This is a genomic window from Ornithinimicrobium cavernae (assembly GCF_003121625.1).
Taxonomy (GTDB): Bacteria; Actinomycetota; Actinomycetes; order Actinomycetales; family Dermatophilaceae; genus Ornithinicoccus; species Ornithinicoccus cavernae.
Map to the genome: position 1 here is coordinate 130,476 of NZ_QDDJ01000002.1, position 14,275 is coordinate 144,750.

Annotated in this window: 13 protein-coding genes; 3 read left to right on the plus strand and 10 right to left on the minus strand. The window is 70.9% G+C overall.

Annotation, left to right across the window (positions count from 1 at the left end; genetic code table 11):
• Positions 1-37: 37 nt before the first annotated feature.
• From DA085_RS02385 to kdd, 8 genes are all read right to left on the minus strand, one after another.
• The gene (locus DA085_RS02385) at positions 38-832 is read right to left on the minus strand and encodes a polyprenol monophosphomannose synthase (RefSeq protein ID WP_109471332.1); all 795 of its coding nucleotides are present in this window, start codon (positions 830-832) and stop codon (positions 38-40) included.
• Between the two features lie 67 nt (positions 833-899).
• Entirely contained in the window at positions 900-2,444 is a 1,545-nt protein-coding gene (gene lnt / locus DA085_RS02390; RefSeq protein WP_237565260.1) for an apolipoprotein N-acyltransferase, read from the minus strand.
• 30 nt (positions 2,445-2,474) lie between these two features.
• Positions 2,475-3,551, minus strand: coding sequence for a 3-deoxy-7-phosphoheptulonate synthase (locus DA085_RS02395; protein ID WP_109471333.1), 1,077 nt, complete (start codon positions 3,549-3,551; stop codon positions 2,475-2,477).
• Positions 3,552-4,332: 781 nt separating this feature from the next.
• Entirely contained in the window at positions 4,333-4,725 is a 393-nt protein-coding gene (kal, locus tag DA085_RS02400) for a 3-aminobutyryl-CoA ammonia lyase (protein WP_109471334.1), read from the minus strand.
• Positions 4,722-5,567, minus strand: coding sequence for a lysine 5,6-aminomutase subunit beta (kamE, locus tag DA085_RS02405; protein WP_237565261.1), 846 nt, complete (start codon positions 5,565-5,567; stop codon positions 4,722-4,724). The genes kal and kamE overlap by 4 nt, the downstream gene beginning before the upstream one ends.
• Complete coding sequence (gene kamD, locus DA085_RS02410; protein ID WP_109471335.1) at positions 5,564-7,153, minus strand: lysine 5,6-aminomutase subunit alpha; 1,590 nt, start codon at positions 7,151-7,153, stop codon at positions 5,564-5,566. Before kamD ends, kamE begins: the two co-directional genes overlap by 4 nt.
• The gene (locus DA085_RS02415; RefSeq protein WP_109471336.1) at positions 7,154-8,749 is read right to left on the minus strand and encodes an amidohydrolase; all 1,596 of its coding nucleotides are present in this window, start codon (positions 8,747-8,749) and stop codon (positions 7,154-7,156) included.
• Positions 8,746-9,834 (minus strand): L-erythro-3,5-diaminohexanoate dehydrogenase, encoded by a 1,089-nt coding sequence (kdd, locus tag DA085_RS02420; protein ID WP_109471337.1) that lies wholly within the window; start codon positions 9,832-9,834, stop codon positions 8,746-8,748. Before kdd ends, DA085_RS02415 begins: the two co-directional genes overlap by 4 nt.
• An 82-nt stretch (positions 9,835-9,916) precedes the next feature.
• On the opposite strand from kdd, the gene DA085_RS02425 reads away from it, so the two are divergent.
• From DA085_RS02425 to DA085_RS02435, 3 genes are read left to right on the plus strand one after another with little or no spacing between them, the layout of a single operon-like run.
• Positions 9,917-11,371, plus strand: coding sequence for a KamA family radical SAM protein (locus DA085_RS02425; RefSeq protein WP_109471338.1), 1,455 nt, complete (start codon positions 9,917-9,919; stop codon positions 11,369-11,371).
• A 51-nt stretch (positions 11,372-11,422) separates the two neighbouring features.
• Positions 11,423-11,917 (plus strand): Cys-tRNA(Pro) deacylase, encoded by a 495-nt coding sequence (gene ybaK, locus DA085_RS02430; RefSeq protein ID WP_109471339.1) that lies wholly within the window; start codon positions 11,423-11,425, stop codon positions 11,915-11,917.
• Between the two features lie 55 nt (positions 11,918-11,972).
• Complete coding sequence (locus tag DA085_RS02435) at positions 11,973-12,743, plus strand: class I SAM-dependent methyltransferase (protein WP_109471340.1); 771 nt, start codon at positions 11,973-11,975, stop codon at positions 12,741-12,743.
• Between the two features lie 66 nt (positions 12,744-12,809).
• On the opposite strand, the gene DA085_RS02440 is transcribed toward DA085_RS02435, so the two are convergent.
• Both DA085_RS02440 and DA085_RS02445 read right to left on the minus strand, forming a co-directional pair.
• Positions 12,810-13,274, minus strand: coding sequence for an RrF2 family transcriptional regulator (locus tag DA085_RS02440; protein WP_109471341.1), 465 nt, complete (start codon positions 13,272-13,274; stop codon positions 12,810-12,812).
• 40 nt (positions 13,275-13,314) lie between these two features.
• Positions 13,315-14,229 carry a sulfite exporter TauE/SafE family protein gene (locus DA085_RS02445; RefSeq protein ID WP_109471342.1) on the minus strand — a complete coding sequence of 305 codons (915 nt, stop codon included), beginning with the start codon at positions 14,227-14,229 and terminating at the stop codon, positions 13,315-13,317.
• Between the last annotated feature and the right edge of the window lie 46 nt (positions 14,230-14,275).

Sequence of the window (14,275 nt, forward strand, 5' to 3'; positions counted from 1 at the left end):
CCGCCACCGGAACCGCCCGTGGGGCGGACCGGCCCACTCAGTCCGTCAGCTGGTGCCATGTGCCACCCGAACCCACCCGTCGTCCCAGCCGCCCGACCGCCGAGCCGGCCTGCAGACCCCGCCGCCGCAGACCCCACAGCGTGACGCTGGCCAGGGCCTCCCGGACGATGCTGCCGTCCATCTTGGAGGTGCCGACCTCACGCTCCACGAAGTCGATCGGCACCTCCACCACGCGCAGGCCGCGATCAACCGCCCGAAGCGTGAGATCCACCTGGAAGCAGTAACCCTGCGAGGCCACGCCGTCCAGGTCCATCGTGCGCAGCGCTGAGGTGCGGTACACCCGGTAGCCGGCGGTCGCGTCCCGCACCGGGATGCCGAGTGCCGTCCGGGTGTAGATATTGGCCCCACGGCTGAGCAGGTTGCGGGTCCACGGCCAGTTGTGCGTCGCGCCGCCAGGGACCCAGCGGGACCCGATGACCAGGTCGGCGTCACGTGCCGCGAGCAGCAGACTGTCGAGCTGCTCCGGCAGGTGCGAGCCGTCGGCATCCATCTCGACCACCGCGTCGTAGCCGTGTTCGGTGGCCCACGCGAAGCCAGCCAGGTAGGCCGGTCCGAGACCCTGCTTGCCCGGGCGGTGCAGCACGTGCACCTGCTCGTCCTCGGCCGACAGCGCGTCAGCGACGTCGCCGGTGCCGTCGGGGCTGTTGTCATCCAGGACCAGGACGTCGACCTGCGGCTGGGCGGCGCGGACCCGGGTCACGACGCCGGGCAGGGAGTCCTTCTCGTTGTAGGTCGGGATGAGGACGAGGACCCGCTCGAGGGTGCTGCTCATGGTCTGACTGGCCCTGCCTTGCCGGTGGTCGACTGGTGGTGCGCCGTAGGCGGCGTGTCCCAGAAGCCTAACTGTTGCGGCGCCGGAGAACAGTGCCGAGGAGGCTCACCCCGAGCGCGAGGAGCGCCACCCGCTCCGGCCACGGTCCCAGCCTGGCGGCCAGCGTGAGCTCGGTCCGCCGTGGCACGGCCCCGCTGATGATGTCCCGGGTGAACAGCTCGGTGCCCTCGTGCACGGACCCGTCGGGCATGACCAGCCCGCTGACCCCGACCGTGCTGATGTGCACCACCGGACGGCTCAGCTCGACCGCCTTCACCCGCGAGGCCGCCAGCTGCTGTTCGGACTCGTCGGTGAAACCGAACGTCGCGTTGTTCGTGGGCACGAAGAGCACCTCGGCCCCACCCAGCACGTTCTCCCGCATCAGGTCATCGACGACGACCTCGAAGCAGATGGCGATGCCCAGGGCCAGGTCGCCCCCGGGCAGCGGCACCGACATCACCCCGGTCTCCTCACCGGCCACGAAGTCCCGTGCGACGAGGTCGACCTTGTCGCTGAACATCCGGAAGAAGTCGCGGTAGGGGATGTACTCGGCGAACGGCACCGGGCGCTGCTTGACATAACGATCGACGGCGCCCTCCCCCGGCAGATAGAGAAGGCTGACGTTGCTCACGTGGTCGAGGGGTTCGCTCAGCACCGCCCCGACGATGAGCGGGACGCCCACGGCGGTGACCGCCTCGTTGATCACGGCCGCTGCGTCGGCGTTGCGCAGCGGGTCGATGTCGGAGGAGTTCTCCGGCCAGAGCACCACGTCCGGCGGCGGGAGCTCGCCGTCGTCCACGAGCTGTGCCGCGTGGAGGGTGGTGGCTGCGTGGTTGTCCAGGACCGCCCTGCGCTGCGCGTTGAACTCGAGGGTCATCTCCGGGACGTTGCCCTGGATGCCGAGCACCTGCAGGGGCTCGCCGTCGACGGGCCGGGGAATGAGCAGCGGCGCCAGGAGCAGCCCCACGGCGGACGCTGCGGCCACGGGTGCGACCCACCACCCGGGACGGGTGCGGGGAGGGTCGTGCGGCGGAGCCCCGGGAGCCGGAGAGCCCGGGCGGCGGAGCGTCCGCTCGACGGCCAGGGCCCCCAGTGCCCCCACGAGGGCGGCGACGAAGGTGACTCCGGGCGTGCCCAGCCAGGACGCGACCCCGAGCAGCGGGGCATCGGCCTGGCTGAACGCCACGCGCCCCCACGGGAAGCCCCCGAAGGGCGTCGTCGACCGTGCCAGCTCACTGAGCACCCACGCGAGGGCCACGCTGAGCGGCCGCACCCCCTCGCGCTGCAGGTAACCGCAGACCGCGCCCAACGCCGCGATGTAGAGCGCCTCGAGGACCGAGAGCGCGAGCCACGGCAGAGAGCCGACGAAGATCCCGGTCCAGGAGAGCAGCGGCACGAAGTACGCCATGCCGGCGACCAGACCCAGACCGAGCCCGCGCCCTACGCCCACCTGCGCCGTGGCCAGCGCCAGGGCACCGATGCCTATATAGGCCATCCACCACAGGTTGTAGCCGGGGAAGGCGAGCCAGAGGGAGAGCCCGGCAGCAAGGGACAGGACCAGGCGGACGGGCACCTGCTCAGCCTAGGCGACCGACCCCCGAAGTCAGGCAGCCAGGGCGCGTCGTGAGCGCACCGCGGACGCCAGACCGGCGAGGACCGCCTCGGTGGTCTCCCAGGACATGCAGGCGTCGGTCACGGACTGACCGTAGGTGAGTCCTGCCGGGGCAGGCTCCTGGCGGCCCTCCAGCAGGAAGCTCTCGAGCATCACGCCGACCACGGAGGAGTCGCCCGCCGCGACCTGCGCGCCGATCTCCCCGGCGACAGCGGCCTGACGCACGTGGTCCTTGCGGCTGTTGCCGTGGCTCGCGTCGATGACCAGGCGCGGTGCCAGGCCCGCCTTCTCCAGCAGCCCCCTGGCCGCCGCCACGGACTCGGGGTCGCTGTTCGGCCCTCCTCGCCCACCGCGCAGGATCACGTGCCCGTCCGGGTTGCCCTCGGTCTCCACGAGCGCGGCCCGGCCCTCCTCATCGACCCCGAGGAAGGTCTGGGGCGCGGCCGCGGCCACACAGGCGTCGACGGCGACCTGGATGCTCCCGTCGGAGCCGTTCTTGAGGCCGACCGGCATGGACAGGCCGGAGACGAGCTGGCGGTGCACCTGCGACTCCACGGTGCGGGCGCCGATCGCGCCGTAGCTCACCGTGTCGGCGATGTACTGCGGGGTCGTCGTCTCGAGGTACTCGCACCCGGCCGGAAGACCGGTGTCCAGGACGCCCAGCAGCACGGTGCGCGCCAGGCGCAGCCCGCGGGGGATGTCGTAGCTGCCGTCCAGGTCCGGGTCGTTGATCAGACCCTTCCAGCCGGTCGTGGTGCGCGGCTTCTCAAAGTAGACGCGCATCACCACGACCAGGTCGTCGGCGAGGTCCTGGCTGACCGCCGACAGCCGGCGGGCGTAGTCGATGGCCGCATCGGCGTCGTGCACCGAGCAGGGGCCCACCACGACCAGCAGCCGGTCGTCCTCGCCGCGCAGCACCTCCTGGATCTCCCGGCGCGAGCGGTCCACGAGGCTGGCCAGGTGGTCGGGCAGAGGTTGCTCCTGGAGCACCTGGGTCGGTGTCGGCAGGGGTTCCATCCGCCGGACCCGCAGGTCGTTGGTGCTGGTGCGTTCGATCGTGGCGCTCATCGTGTTCCTCCCGGTCTGGAGGCGGTGCACCCGAGACGTTCCGGAGCGCCCGCCTGTGAATGGCGAAGGGCGCGGACCGTCTGGTCCACGCCCTGGTCGGCTCCGGTCGCGCGCGTCAGCAGGACTTCGCGCCGGCCGGAGCCGACCCAAAGAACCAATACTGGCGAGCGATCGTCATAGCAGGAGGATACACGGGTACTCGGGACGCACGTCCCTCCCCCGGTTCTGCACGCACGGAGGCAGGAGGCGGCGGCACCCTGAGCATGAGCCAGGGCCCGCGATCCGTTGGTGCCGAACCCACCGCAGCCGGGTGCTGCAGGTGGTCCCGTTGTCTACTGAGATCGCGGGCCCTTGCTTGTCCGCCAACGTGCATGCACGAGCGTCCAGGGGCCACGGTCGACCGTTGGCACGGCTCCGGGGAGCTGACGTCCAACCGCGGTCTGGGACGGTCGCGGGTCCCAGGGACACTGGAACCGGTAGCGGACCTGAGGGTCAACATAGCCTTCTCGCCGCTCGTGTCAAACCCCTCCTGACCTGCGCTGATGCACGTTTGCGCAGGTCATCGGCGCGCGTCGAAGGTCTGCCTCGTCGACGAACGGCAACCGGACCTCGGCGTGTCGCGTGCGACACGCCGAGGTCCTTACCCGATATTTACCCGGCGGACGCCGGCGCGACGAATCGTTGTCGCCTGCAGGACCGACTCGCGCGGGGGTCGTGAGCCGGGGCGGACCGGGGGCCCCTGGCTGCGGGACCTCACCGGGCTGCCCGGACGACGCTAGGCTCAGGCGCGGGCCGGCACCACGACGACGCCGCGTGCGGTCGTCGCGACGAGCGGCGGGTCGAGCACGTCAGCAGCGGAGCCACCGCGGTCGGTGTTGCCGCGCGCGACGACGCGCACCTCGAACTCCATCTCCCTGCTCCGCGTCCCCACCCGGACCAGGGTGGCCACGATCTGCAGGCAGTCCCCCGCCCGGACCGGCGCCAGGAACTGCACGTCGGTGTAGGAGGCGAACAGTCCCTCGTCGCCGTCGGTGCGGATGCACAGCTCGGTCGCGACGTCACCGAACAGCCCCAGGCTGTAGGCGCCGTCGACGAGGTCGCCCGCGTAGTGGGCGTGGCTGTAGGGGACGTACCGGGAGTGGACGACGCTGTCGCCGACCGCTGCTGGACTCACTGCTGCTCCTCTGAGGACCGGGTGCCGTGGCGCTGGCCTACGGCGTGGACGAGATAGGACGCGACCTCTGCGGGCGTGGTGCCCTTACCGAAGATCCGGTCGACCCCCAGTGCCCCGGCGGAGCCCTCCTCGAAACGGGGGCCGCCGGCGATCAGGAGGGGCACCTTCCCACTGGGGTAGGCCTCCCGGAACGCGGCCGACATGGCCGTGGTGTTGTGGATGTGGGCGTCTCGCTGGGTGACCACCTGGCTGACGAGCACGGCGTCGGCCTGCTCCTCACGGGCACGTTCCACCAGCTCGGGGACGAGCACCTGGGCGCCCAGGTTCACCACCCGGATCTCGGAGTAGTACTCCAGGCCCTTCTCCCCCGCGAAGCCCTTGATGTTGAGGATGGCGTCGATGCCGACCGTGTGGGCGTCGGTGCCGATGCAGGCGCCGACCACCACCAGGGGGCGGCGCAGGCTCTTCCTGATCGCCTGGTTGACCTCCTTGGCCGACAGCAGCGGGAAGTCGCGCTCGATCACGACGACCTTGTCCACCTCCACCAGGTGCGTGACGCTGCCGTAGACCACGAAGAACGTGTGCTCGGGCCCGATGGCCTTGGCGTGGACGAGCAGGGCGGGGGCCATCCCCATCTTGGCGGCGAGCTGCAGCGCCGCCCCCTCCGCCCGCTTGTCGTGCGGGACGGGCAGGGTGAAGGAGACCTGGACCATGCCGTCGCCGGTCATGTCCCCGTAGGGACGGATCACCGACCCCTGGGTGCCCTTCACCGGGACGGTCGATACCAGGGTGTCCGGCGCCGACTGGCTCGGCTGCGGGTCCGTGGTCCGGGAGCTGCTCACGCGCCCTCCTCGAGCAAGGTGGTGGCCGGGTTGTCGTAGTCGTCGGCCTTCTGCGCCACGCCGTCCAGTCCCTTGCCCTGGTCGGCGGGGCGCTTCATGTGGCCGAAGGTGCCGTCGGCGATCGCCTCCAGCAGCGGTGACCAGCCGCGCGTGGACGGCTCGGCGCTCATCCGCTGCATCAGGGCGATGGCCTCGTCCAGGACCTGCCTGGCCCGGGTCTGGATGAACCCGTCCCGCGGCGGGTGGAAGTCCTCGACCAGCCCCCCGGCCGCGTTGAGCACGTAACGGACGTTCTGCAGCGCCAGGTCCCGGTCGGACAGGAAGGGTGTGACGACCGCCTCGGTCATCATGCCGACCAGCAGGATCGACTGCCCGGTCAGGGCGCCGACCAGGTTGAAGAAGCCGTCCAGCAGGTAGCCCTGGAAGATGTCACCCGTCATGTGCTTGGTGGGCGGCATCCACTTCAGGGGCGCGTCCGGGAACAGGTGTCGGGCCAGGAGGGCGTGCGCCAGCTCCATCCGGAAGCTCTCCGGCAGCTCGGGGTTGATCTCGAAGGCGTGGCCGAGGCCCAGCTGCCAGTCCTGCAGCCCCGCCTCCTTGCCGAAGTACTCGTTCATCAGCTGGGAGACGGTCACCGTGTGGGCGGCCTCGACGGCGTCGGCGGTGGTCAGGTAGTTGTCCTCGCCGGTGTTGATGATGATCCCCGCGCGCGCGTGGATCTGCCGGGAGAACCGCTGGTCCACGAAGGTGCGGATGGGGTTGATGTCGCGGAACAGGATGCCGTACATCGAGTCGTTGAGCATCATGTCGAGCCGCTCGAACCCGGCCAGGGTCGCGATCTCCGGCATGCACAGGCCCGAGGCGTAGTTGACCAGCCGGATGTAGCGGCCCAGCTCCTTGCCGACCTCGTCCAGGGCGGCGCGCATGAGCCGGAAGTTCTCCTGGGTCGCGTAGGTGCCGGCGAAGCCCTCGCGGGTCGCCCCCTCGGGCACGTAGTCCAGCAGCGACTGCCCGGTGGAGCGGATGACCGCGATGATGTCGGCCCCCGCACGGGCCGCGGCCTGGGCCTGCGGGATGTCCTCGTAGATGTCGCCGGTGGCAACGATGAGATAGATCCAGGGACGCTGCGGAGGGTCACCCAACCGGGCGATCTGCCGCTCGCGGGCGGCCCGTTGACGGTCGATCCGCCGTATGCCGGGGCGCACCGCGGCCTTGGCGGCCCGTCGGGCGCGGGACAGGTCGGCCCTGGTCCCCGGGATCTGGAAGGTCACCGCACCGGTGGAGGCCTTCTGGGCGAGCGTGAGCAGGTCGGGTGCCTCCTCGCGGCGCAGCGCGTCCCACACGGGTGTGGTGACGCCGTGCTCGATGCCGACCTGGTCCCGCACCGCGTCGACCAGGTGGTTGACCCAGGGGACCCGCTCGTGGTCGGCGCCGGCGAGTCCGGCCAGGCGCAGCGTCGCCCGCTCGACCGAGACCGTGGTGTGTGACCGGGCCAGCTCGACGACCGGCCTGCCCAGCCGGGCGGCCGCGGTACGTGCCGTGCGGACGGTCCTGCGGTCCAGCTCCAGGACCTTGGGCGTGTTCACTCAGACTCCTTCTCGGTCGAACGTCACGTGTCCGTCGACGACGGTCAGCCGGGCGACCGGCAGAGGCAGGTCCGGCTCGGCGGCCAGGTCGGGCAGACCGTCCTCGGTGTGCGGCAGGTCACCGTCCGGGGTGTCCCAGACGACGTAGGAGGCCGGCTCTCCCAGCGCCAGGGTGCCGCCGGGGCGGCCGGCCAGCGCGTAGCCGCCGACGGTGTGTGCCTCGAACGCCTCGGCGACGGTCAACCGCTGCTCCTCGTTGTGGTGCCACACGGCATAGCGCACGCCACGCCACGGGTCGATCCGCGTGACGGGACTGTCCGAACCGAGCGCGACGCGCACGCCGGCGTCGAGCATGCTGCGTAGCGGCACGACGGCGAGGGCGCGCTCCTCGCCCAGCCGAGCGGCATACATGCCCTCGGTGCCTCCCCAGAGGCCGTCGAAGGCCGGCTGCACACTGGCCCAGATGCCGAGCTCGGCCATGGTGGCCAGCACCTCGGCGTCGGGCAGCTCGACGTGCTCCCACCGGTGCCGGGCGGCGATCATCGCCTCGGTCCCGACCACCTCGGACGCGCGTCGGAACCCCTCGGCCATCGTGTGCAGGGCGGCGTCACCGATCACGTGCCCGCCGGCCTGCAGTCCCGCACGGGTGCACGCGATCACGTGCTGGGCGATCTGGTCGGCGCTCAGGTAGCCGTAGCCGTGTCCGGGTGCGTCGCGGTAGGAATCGAGCACGTGGGCCGTGCGGGAGCCGAACGAGCCGTCCGCGCACAGGTCCCCGGCGAAGCCGGCCACGCCGAGGTAGTGCCCCAGCTCCTGCGCCTCGGTGTGGTCGTCGACCAGCTGTCCCCAGTAGGCGACGGTTGCCGTCCGGGCCGGTCGCTGCCCCGCCTCGAGCACGTGGTGGACGTCCGCGAAGGAGGTCAGGTGGTCGGCACCGGTCTCGTGCACCAGGCCGACGCCGCGCTCGGAGGCGGCGCGCAGGGCGAGGTCCAGGTAGTGCTCGCGGTCCGCGTCGGTCATGGCCGAGGTGAACGCGTTGGTGACGGCGGCGAAGGCCTCGCGCGTCACCACACCCGAGCCGTCCCAGCCGTCCAGCCCGTGGACCCGCGCGACCGCGGCCATCGCCGAGGACACGCTGGCGGAGTGGGCGTCGACACGCGGCATGTACACGACCCCGCCGTAGGTGGCGCGGTCCAGCTCCCGGGCGGTGATCGGGCGGCCCTCCACCCACTTGGTCTCGTCCCACGAGTGCGCGTAGACCGGCCGCCCGCGCAGGTGCCGCGCGGCCGTCTCGACCAGCCGGAGCGCCTCTCCGACCGAGTTGGTCTCGGACAGGTCGATGCCGTCCAGCCCCTGCCCGGTCATGGTCAGGTGGACGTGGGCGTCACTGAACGCGGCGGTCACCAGCGCGCCGTCGAGGTCGACGACCCGGTCCACCGAGTCGAGGTGGGACGCGGCCGCCGCGTCCTCGCCGATCCAGGCGATGCGTCCGCCGCGGGACACCATCGCGTGGGCGTCGGGGTGCCCGTGCAGGCGGCCGCCGCGCAGGAGGATGGAGGGGGTGCGGCCGGTCTCGGGCTCTCGGAGGGTGCTCACGGGGCCCCAGTCTGCTCCCCCGCGAGGCGGGACTCGAACAGGTCCCGGACACCGGGCGTGGTCCGCAACAGCTCCATCGCGTAGTCCGCGTGCCCGGGGACATAGCCGTTGCCGACCAGCATGCGGACGTCGGCGGCCAGGCCCTCGGCCCCGAGCGCGGCCGCGGCGAAGTTGGTCGCCATCGAGAAGAAGATGACCGTCCCGCCCTGGGCGGTCGCCAGGATGGCGGGCTGCTCGCACCCGGGCACGTCGACACAGACCACGGTCACGTCGGCCGGGCCCCCGGCCTGTTCGACGGCCTCCAGCAGGCCGAGCGGCGACCGGGCGTCGGCGATCGTGACCGCCTCGGCGAGCCCACGGCCCTCGAGCAGGTCGGCCTCCTGCTGGACGGGGACCACAGCGATCCGGCGCGCCGCGCCGGCCTGTCCGGCCGCGGCCAGGGAGAGCGACCCGGACTTCCCCGCCCCGCCGAGCACGGCGACCACGGGGGCCCGACCGGTGCGCTCGCGGTGCTCCCGCACGACCCGGGAGACCAGGGCCGGGGCGCCACAGACGTCCATCACCATGAGGGAGAGCTCGGCGGGCAGGTCCTCTGGGAGCACGGCGGCGATCGAGCGACCGAAGAGGATCGCATGGCCCTCGGCGGGCACCCGCTCCCCCAGCCCGTCCCAGCGCTGCAGCCCGTCCGTCACCCGGAGCGGCGTCAGCGAGAGCGACACGAGCGTGGCGACGTGGTCGCCGACGCGCAGGCCCAGCGGGCTGTCGGGCCCGACCTCAGCCACCCGGCCGATCAGCATGCCGCCGGAGCCGGTCACCGGGTTCTGCATCTTGCCGCGGTCCGCGATGATCTCCAGGACCTCCAAGCGCAGCGCAGCGCCGTCCACGCTGCCGTCCTCGCGGGAGTGCTTGCCCGCCAGCTGGCGGTAGGACGCCGCATCCAGGTTGAGGACCTCCACGTCGATCCGCACCTCGTCGCGTCCGATGGCGGCCGAGGTGTCGAGCCGTCGGGCGGCCTGGGGAAGGGTCAGCTCGGGGCCCACCGGCTCGAGGACCCGGTGTAGCCCGACCGGACTCGTGGCAGTCAATCGTCCTCCCAAACGCGTATTAGACAAGACACCTTGCGGTGGTTGCTCGCTTTCGCCGCAAGATATCCGTAGCATGCCATGTATGAGCAGTCTTATCGAGCAGCCCCACCGCTACCAGCAGCGTGAGCTGGTGGAGCCGGACTGGACACGCTTCCCAGGATGGCACGACGTCACCACCGAGCAGTGGGCCGACGTGCAGTGGCAGCGTGCCCACTGCGTCAAGAACATCAAGCAGCTCCGCGAGCTCATGGGCGACCTGCTGAGCGAGACGTTCTATGCGGATCTGGAGCGCGACCAGGCCGAGCGCGCGACGATGTCCATGCTCGTCCCGCCGCAGATGATGAACACGATGGTCTCGGAGATGACCTGGGCCGACGGCAGGATGCCGGCCGCGGGCGAGGAGTTCACGGCCGCCTTCTACGCCGACGCGGTCCGCCACTACATGCTGCCGGTCTTCTCGGACCGGCGCACCGACTGGCCCTCCCACCCCTACTCCTCGCGGGACTCGCTGCACGAGCACGACATGTGGGTGGCCGAGGGGCTGACCCACCGCTACCCCACCAAGGTGCTGGCAGAGCTGCTCCCCACCTGCCCGCAGTACTGCGGTCACTGCACGCGGATGGACCTGGTCGGCAACTCCACGCCCCAGGTCACCAAGCTCAAGCTCGCCGGCAAGCCGATGGACCGGCACGAGGCGATCCTCGACTACCTCCGGCGCACACCGACGGTCCGGGACGTGGTTGTCTCCGGCGGCGACGTGGCCAACATGCCGTGGAAGAACCTCGAGTCCTTCCTCGACCGGGTGCTTGACATCGACACGATCCGTGACATCCGCCTCGCGACCAAGGCGCTGATGGGTCTCCCGCAGCACTGGCTGGCCGGCGACACGGTCGAGGGGGTGGCGCGGGTTGCCGGCAAGGCCCGCAGCCGTGGCGTCGGGCTGGCGATCCACACCCACGTGAATGCCGTCCAGTCGGTGACGCCGCTGGTGGCCAAGGCCTCCCGCGCGATGCTCGATGCAGGCATCCGCGATGTCCGCAACCAGGGTGTGCTCATGCGGGGTGTCAATGCGACCAGCGAGGACCTGCTCGATCTGTGCTTCGCCCTGGCCGACGGTGCCTCGATCACGCCCTACTACTTCTACATGTGCGACATGATCCCGTTCGCCGAGCACTGGCGGACCTCGCTGGCCGAGGCGCAGCACCTGCAGCACTCGATCATGGGTTATCTGCCGGGGTTCGCCACTCCGCGCATCGTGTGTGACGTCCCGTTCGTCGGCAAGCGCTGGGTGCACCAGGTGGACTCCTACGACACCGAGCGCGGGATCTCCTACTGGCGCAAGAACTACCGCACGTCGATCGAGACCGAGGACGTGGACGTCACCAGCGCCGAGTACGCGTACTACGACCCGATCTACACCCTCTCCAGCGAGGGTCAGGCCTGGTGGCACCAGCACGGAGACGCCTCAGCCACGCACGAGGCGGCGACCGTTGCCGCGCACGCCTCCCGCACGGCGTCCGTGGCCCAGCTCGACTAGCTGGTCAGCCCGCCGTCTCGGGCGCTGGCGCCCGTCTCCTAGGGTGCGGTCATGGCGAAGTCGAGAACCCGGGCCGGTGGAGGCACTCCCGCGACCGTCGTGCTCGAGGCCGCGAACGTGCCGTTCACCCCGCGCAGCTACCACCACGACCCTGCGGCCGAGTCCTACGGGCTGGAGGCGGCCGAGGCGCTCGGGGTGGATCCTGCCCGGGTGCTCAAGACGCTGCTCGTCATGACCGACGCGGGACCAGGGGTCGGCATCGTTCCGGTGGACCGACAGCTCGACCTGAAGGCCGTTGCGGCGGCGCTGGGATCGAAGAAGGCGTCCATGGCCGACCCCAAGGTCGCCGAACGCACGACCGGCTACGTGGTCGGTGGCATCAGCCCGCTCGGGCAGAGGAAGGCGCTCCCGACCGTCCTGGACGCGACGGCTCTGGGTTTCCCCACGGTCCTGGTCTCCGGCGGCAAGCGGGGGCTGGACCTTGAGCTGGCACCAGAGGACCTGGTGCACCTCACCCGTGCGTCCGTGGCACCGATCGCCCGCTAGCCCCCCACCGGCGCGGAGCGACGCACGCGCCCCGTCGTTCGAGTAGCGTCATCGCATGGTCCCTGGTGAAGGAGCACAGCGGCAGCACTGGAAGCGGCGACCGATCTTCATCAACCTCCTGAGTCTGTTTCCGCCCGGGAAGCTCGTCGACCTCGGCACGGGACACGGGGGCTTCGCGGTCCACGCGGCCGACCTCGGCTGGGAGGTCACCGCGGTCGATGCCCGTTCCGAGCGGTGGCCGAAGGACGACCGGGTCACCTGGGTCAAGCAGGATGTCAGGGAGCACGACCTGAGTGGATACGACCTCATCTGCTGTCTCGGGCTCTTCTACCACCTGACCCTTCCCGACCAGCTGGACCTGCTGCGGCGTGCGGCCGGACGTCCCATGATCATCGACACCCATCTGGACCACGGGTCCCACAAGCACCCACTCTCCGAACGGGTCGTCGAGGGTGATGGCTACGAGGGGCGCTACTACCGTGAGCCGGGAGTCCTCACGTCATCCTGGGGCAACAAGCACTCGTTCTGGCCGACCCTCGAGAGCTTCGAGCGCATGCTGTTGGAGACGGGGCACGGCCCTCTGTTGCCGGTGCAGCCGTGGGTGACCGACGACCGCACGTTCTTCCTGGTGCTTCCACCCCTGGTCGACAGCAGCAGACGCCCGGAGTGGGCCAGCCGCCTCCCGGACGCCACCTCGTCACCGGAGCCCAGGGCCTTGCGGGTGCCACAACACGCCGGCGCCGCGGCCCGGGGAGCCGCCCGGGACGCCGCACGGCGGGCCAGGCGCATCGCCGGCGGAGTGCGCCGGAGGATGAGGCAGCGCTGAGAGTGCTGGACGGCCGCTGAGCATCCTCTCGAACCGAGGGGTGCCCGCGACCGGATCCCTCGTGTGTCAGCGAGGCTCCCAGGCATCTTCGGCCGCAGTCCGTGCTCGAACGGCGTCCGGCAACTCACCGGAGGCCAGGTCGCCGAGGCTGACGGACTCGAGCACCTCACGGAGCCCGCTCCGCGCGGCAATCCAGACAGGCTGGAGGACGGTCGCGAAATCGCGGTAGGTGACTGCCTCCGGACGGAGCCCGTGGACACTGACCAGTGGGCCGTCCACCGCCCGGATGACGTCGGCGACGCTGATCTCCGAGGCGTCGCGACCGAGGTGCCACCCACCGCCCTGGCCACGCTTGCTGCGCACGATGCCGGCGCGCCGCAGGTCGGCCAGGATCGCCAGGAGGAAGTTCTGCGGGATGTCCTGTGCCGTGGCCATGGCCTCGGCGGGCAGCGGCGCGTCCGACTCCTTCGCGGTCCGGGCCATGACGATGAGGGCGCGGAGGGCGTAGTCGGACTTGGCGCTGATGTGCATGCCACTGATTGTGTCAGGGCGTGCCGCCACGGCTGCCGGGTCAGAGGAACACGTGCTCCGCGTCGAGCTCGGCAGAACGCTCTGCGGCCCGGGCGGCACGGTCCTTGCGCACCGCGCGGGTGATCACCCAGCCGGTGCCGACCGCGAGGACCGCCAGCGTCGTCCAGACCGGTGTCGAGTTGGCCTCGACCCTCCCCCACGTCTCCAGCATGGTCTTGCTGTTCGTCAGGATGATGAACGACCCGGCAGCGACCCCCAGGACCGGCGCCGCCAGGTGGCGCACCAGCCAGGCCGCGATCGGAGCGGCGATGATGCCACCGGCGAGGAGGGCACCGACCCAGGCGAAGTTGATGCCCTCCCGCCCCAGCGCGAACAGGAACCCGAGGGAGGCGCTCACTGCCACGACGAACTCGGTCGCAGAGATCGAACCGATCACCGTGCGGGGCTCAAGGCGCCCGGTCGAGAGCAGGGAGGTGGTGCCCACAGGTCCCCAGCCGCCACCACCGATCGCGTCCAGGGCACCGGCCACGAGCCCGACCGGGACCAGGAACGCGGCGCGGAGTCTGCCCGTGAACTGGGGGCGGGCACCGGAGAGCGCGAGGAACCGCCACAGCACATACGCCCCCAGCAGGCACAGGATCAGGGCGACCCACGGCCTGGCGACGTCTGCCGGCAGGCTGACCAGGAAGTTGGCCCCGACGAAGGCGCCCAGGCCGCCGGGGACGGCCATGATGCCGACGATGCGCCAGTCCACGTTGCCGAACTTGTAGTGGGAGAAGCCGGAGATCAGCGTCGTGCCCACCTCAGAGAGGTGCACTGCCGCGCTGGCGGCCGCCGGGGCAATGCCCACGACGATCATCAGGCTCGAGGACGTGACGCCGTAGCCCATCCCCAGCGACCCGTCCACCAGTTGGGCGAACAGGCCCACGACGGCCAGCACGATCAGGTTGCGCATCGGGACTCCTCAGGACTCATGAAAGACCAGTGTCTAACGTGAGTTA

Coding starts and splice junctions, on each gene's coding strand:
- DA085_RS02385 (WP_109471332.1), bottom strand. CDS start 832: ATGAGCAGCACCCTCGAGCGGGTCCTCGTCCTCATCCCGACCTACAAC.
- DA085_RS02395 (WP_109471333.1), bottom strand. CDS start 3,551: ATGAGCGCCACGATCGAACGCACCAGCACCAACGACCTGCGGGTCCGG.
- DA085_RS02425 (WP_109471338.1), top strand. CDS start 9,917: ATGAGCAGTCTTATCGAGCAGCCCCACCGCTACCAGCAGCGTGAGCTG.
- ybaK (WP_109471339.1), top strand. CDS start 11,423: ATGGCGAAGTCGAGAACCCGGGCCGGTGGAGGCACTCCCGCGACCGTC.
- DA085_RS02435 (WP_109471340.1), top strand. CDS start 11,973: ATGGTCCCTGGTGAAGGAGCACAGCGGCAGCACTGGAAGCGGCGACCG.
- DA085_RS02440 (WP_109471341.1), bottom strand. CDS start 13,274: ATGCACATCAGCGCCAAGTCCGACTACGCCCTCCGCGCCCTCATCGTC.
- DA085_RS02445 (WP_109471342.1), bottom strand. CDS start 14,229: ATGCGCAACCTGATCGTGCTGGCCGTCGTGGGCCTGTTCGCCCAACTG.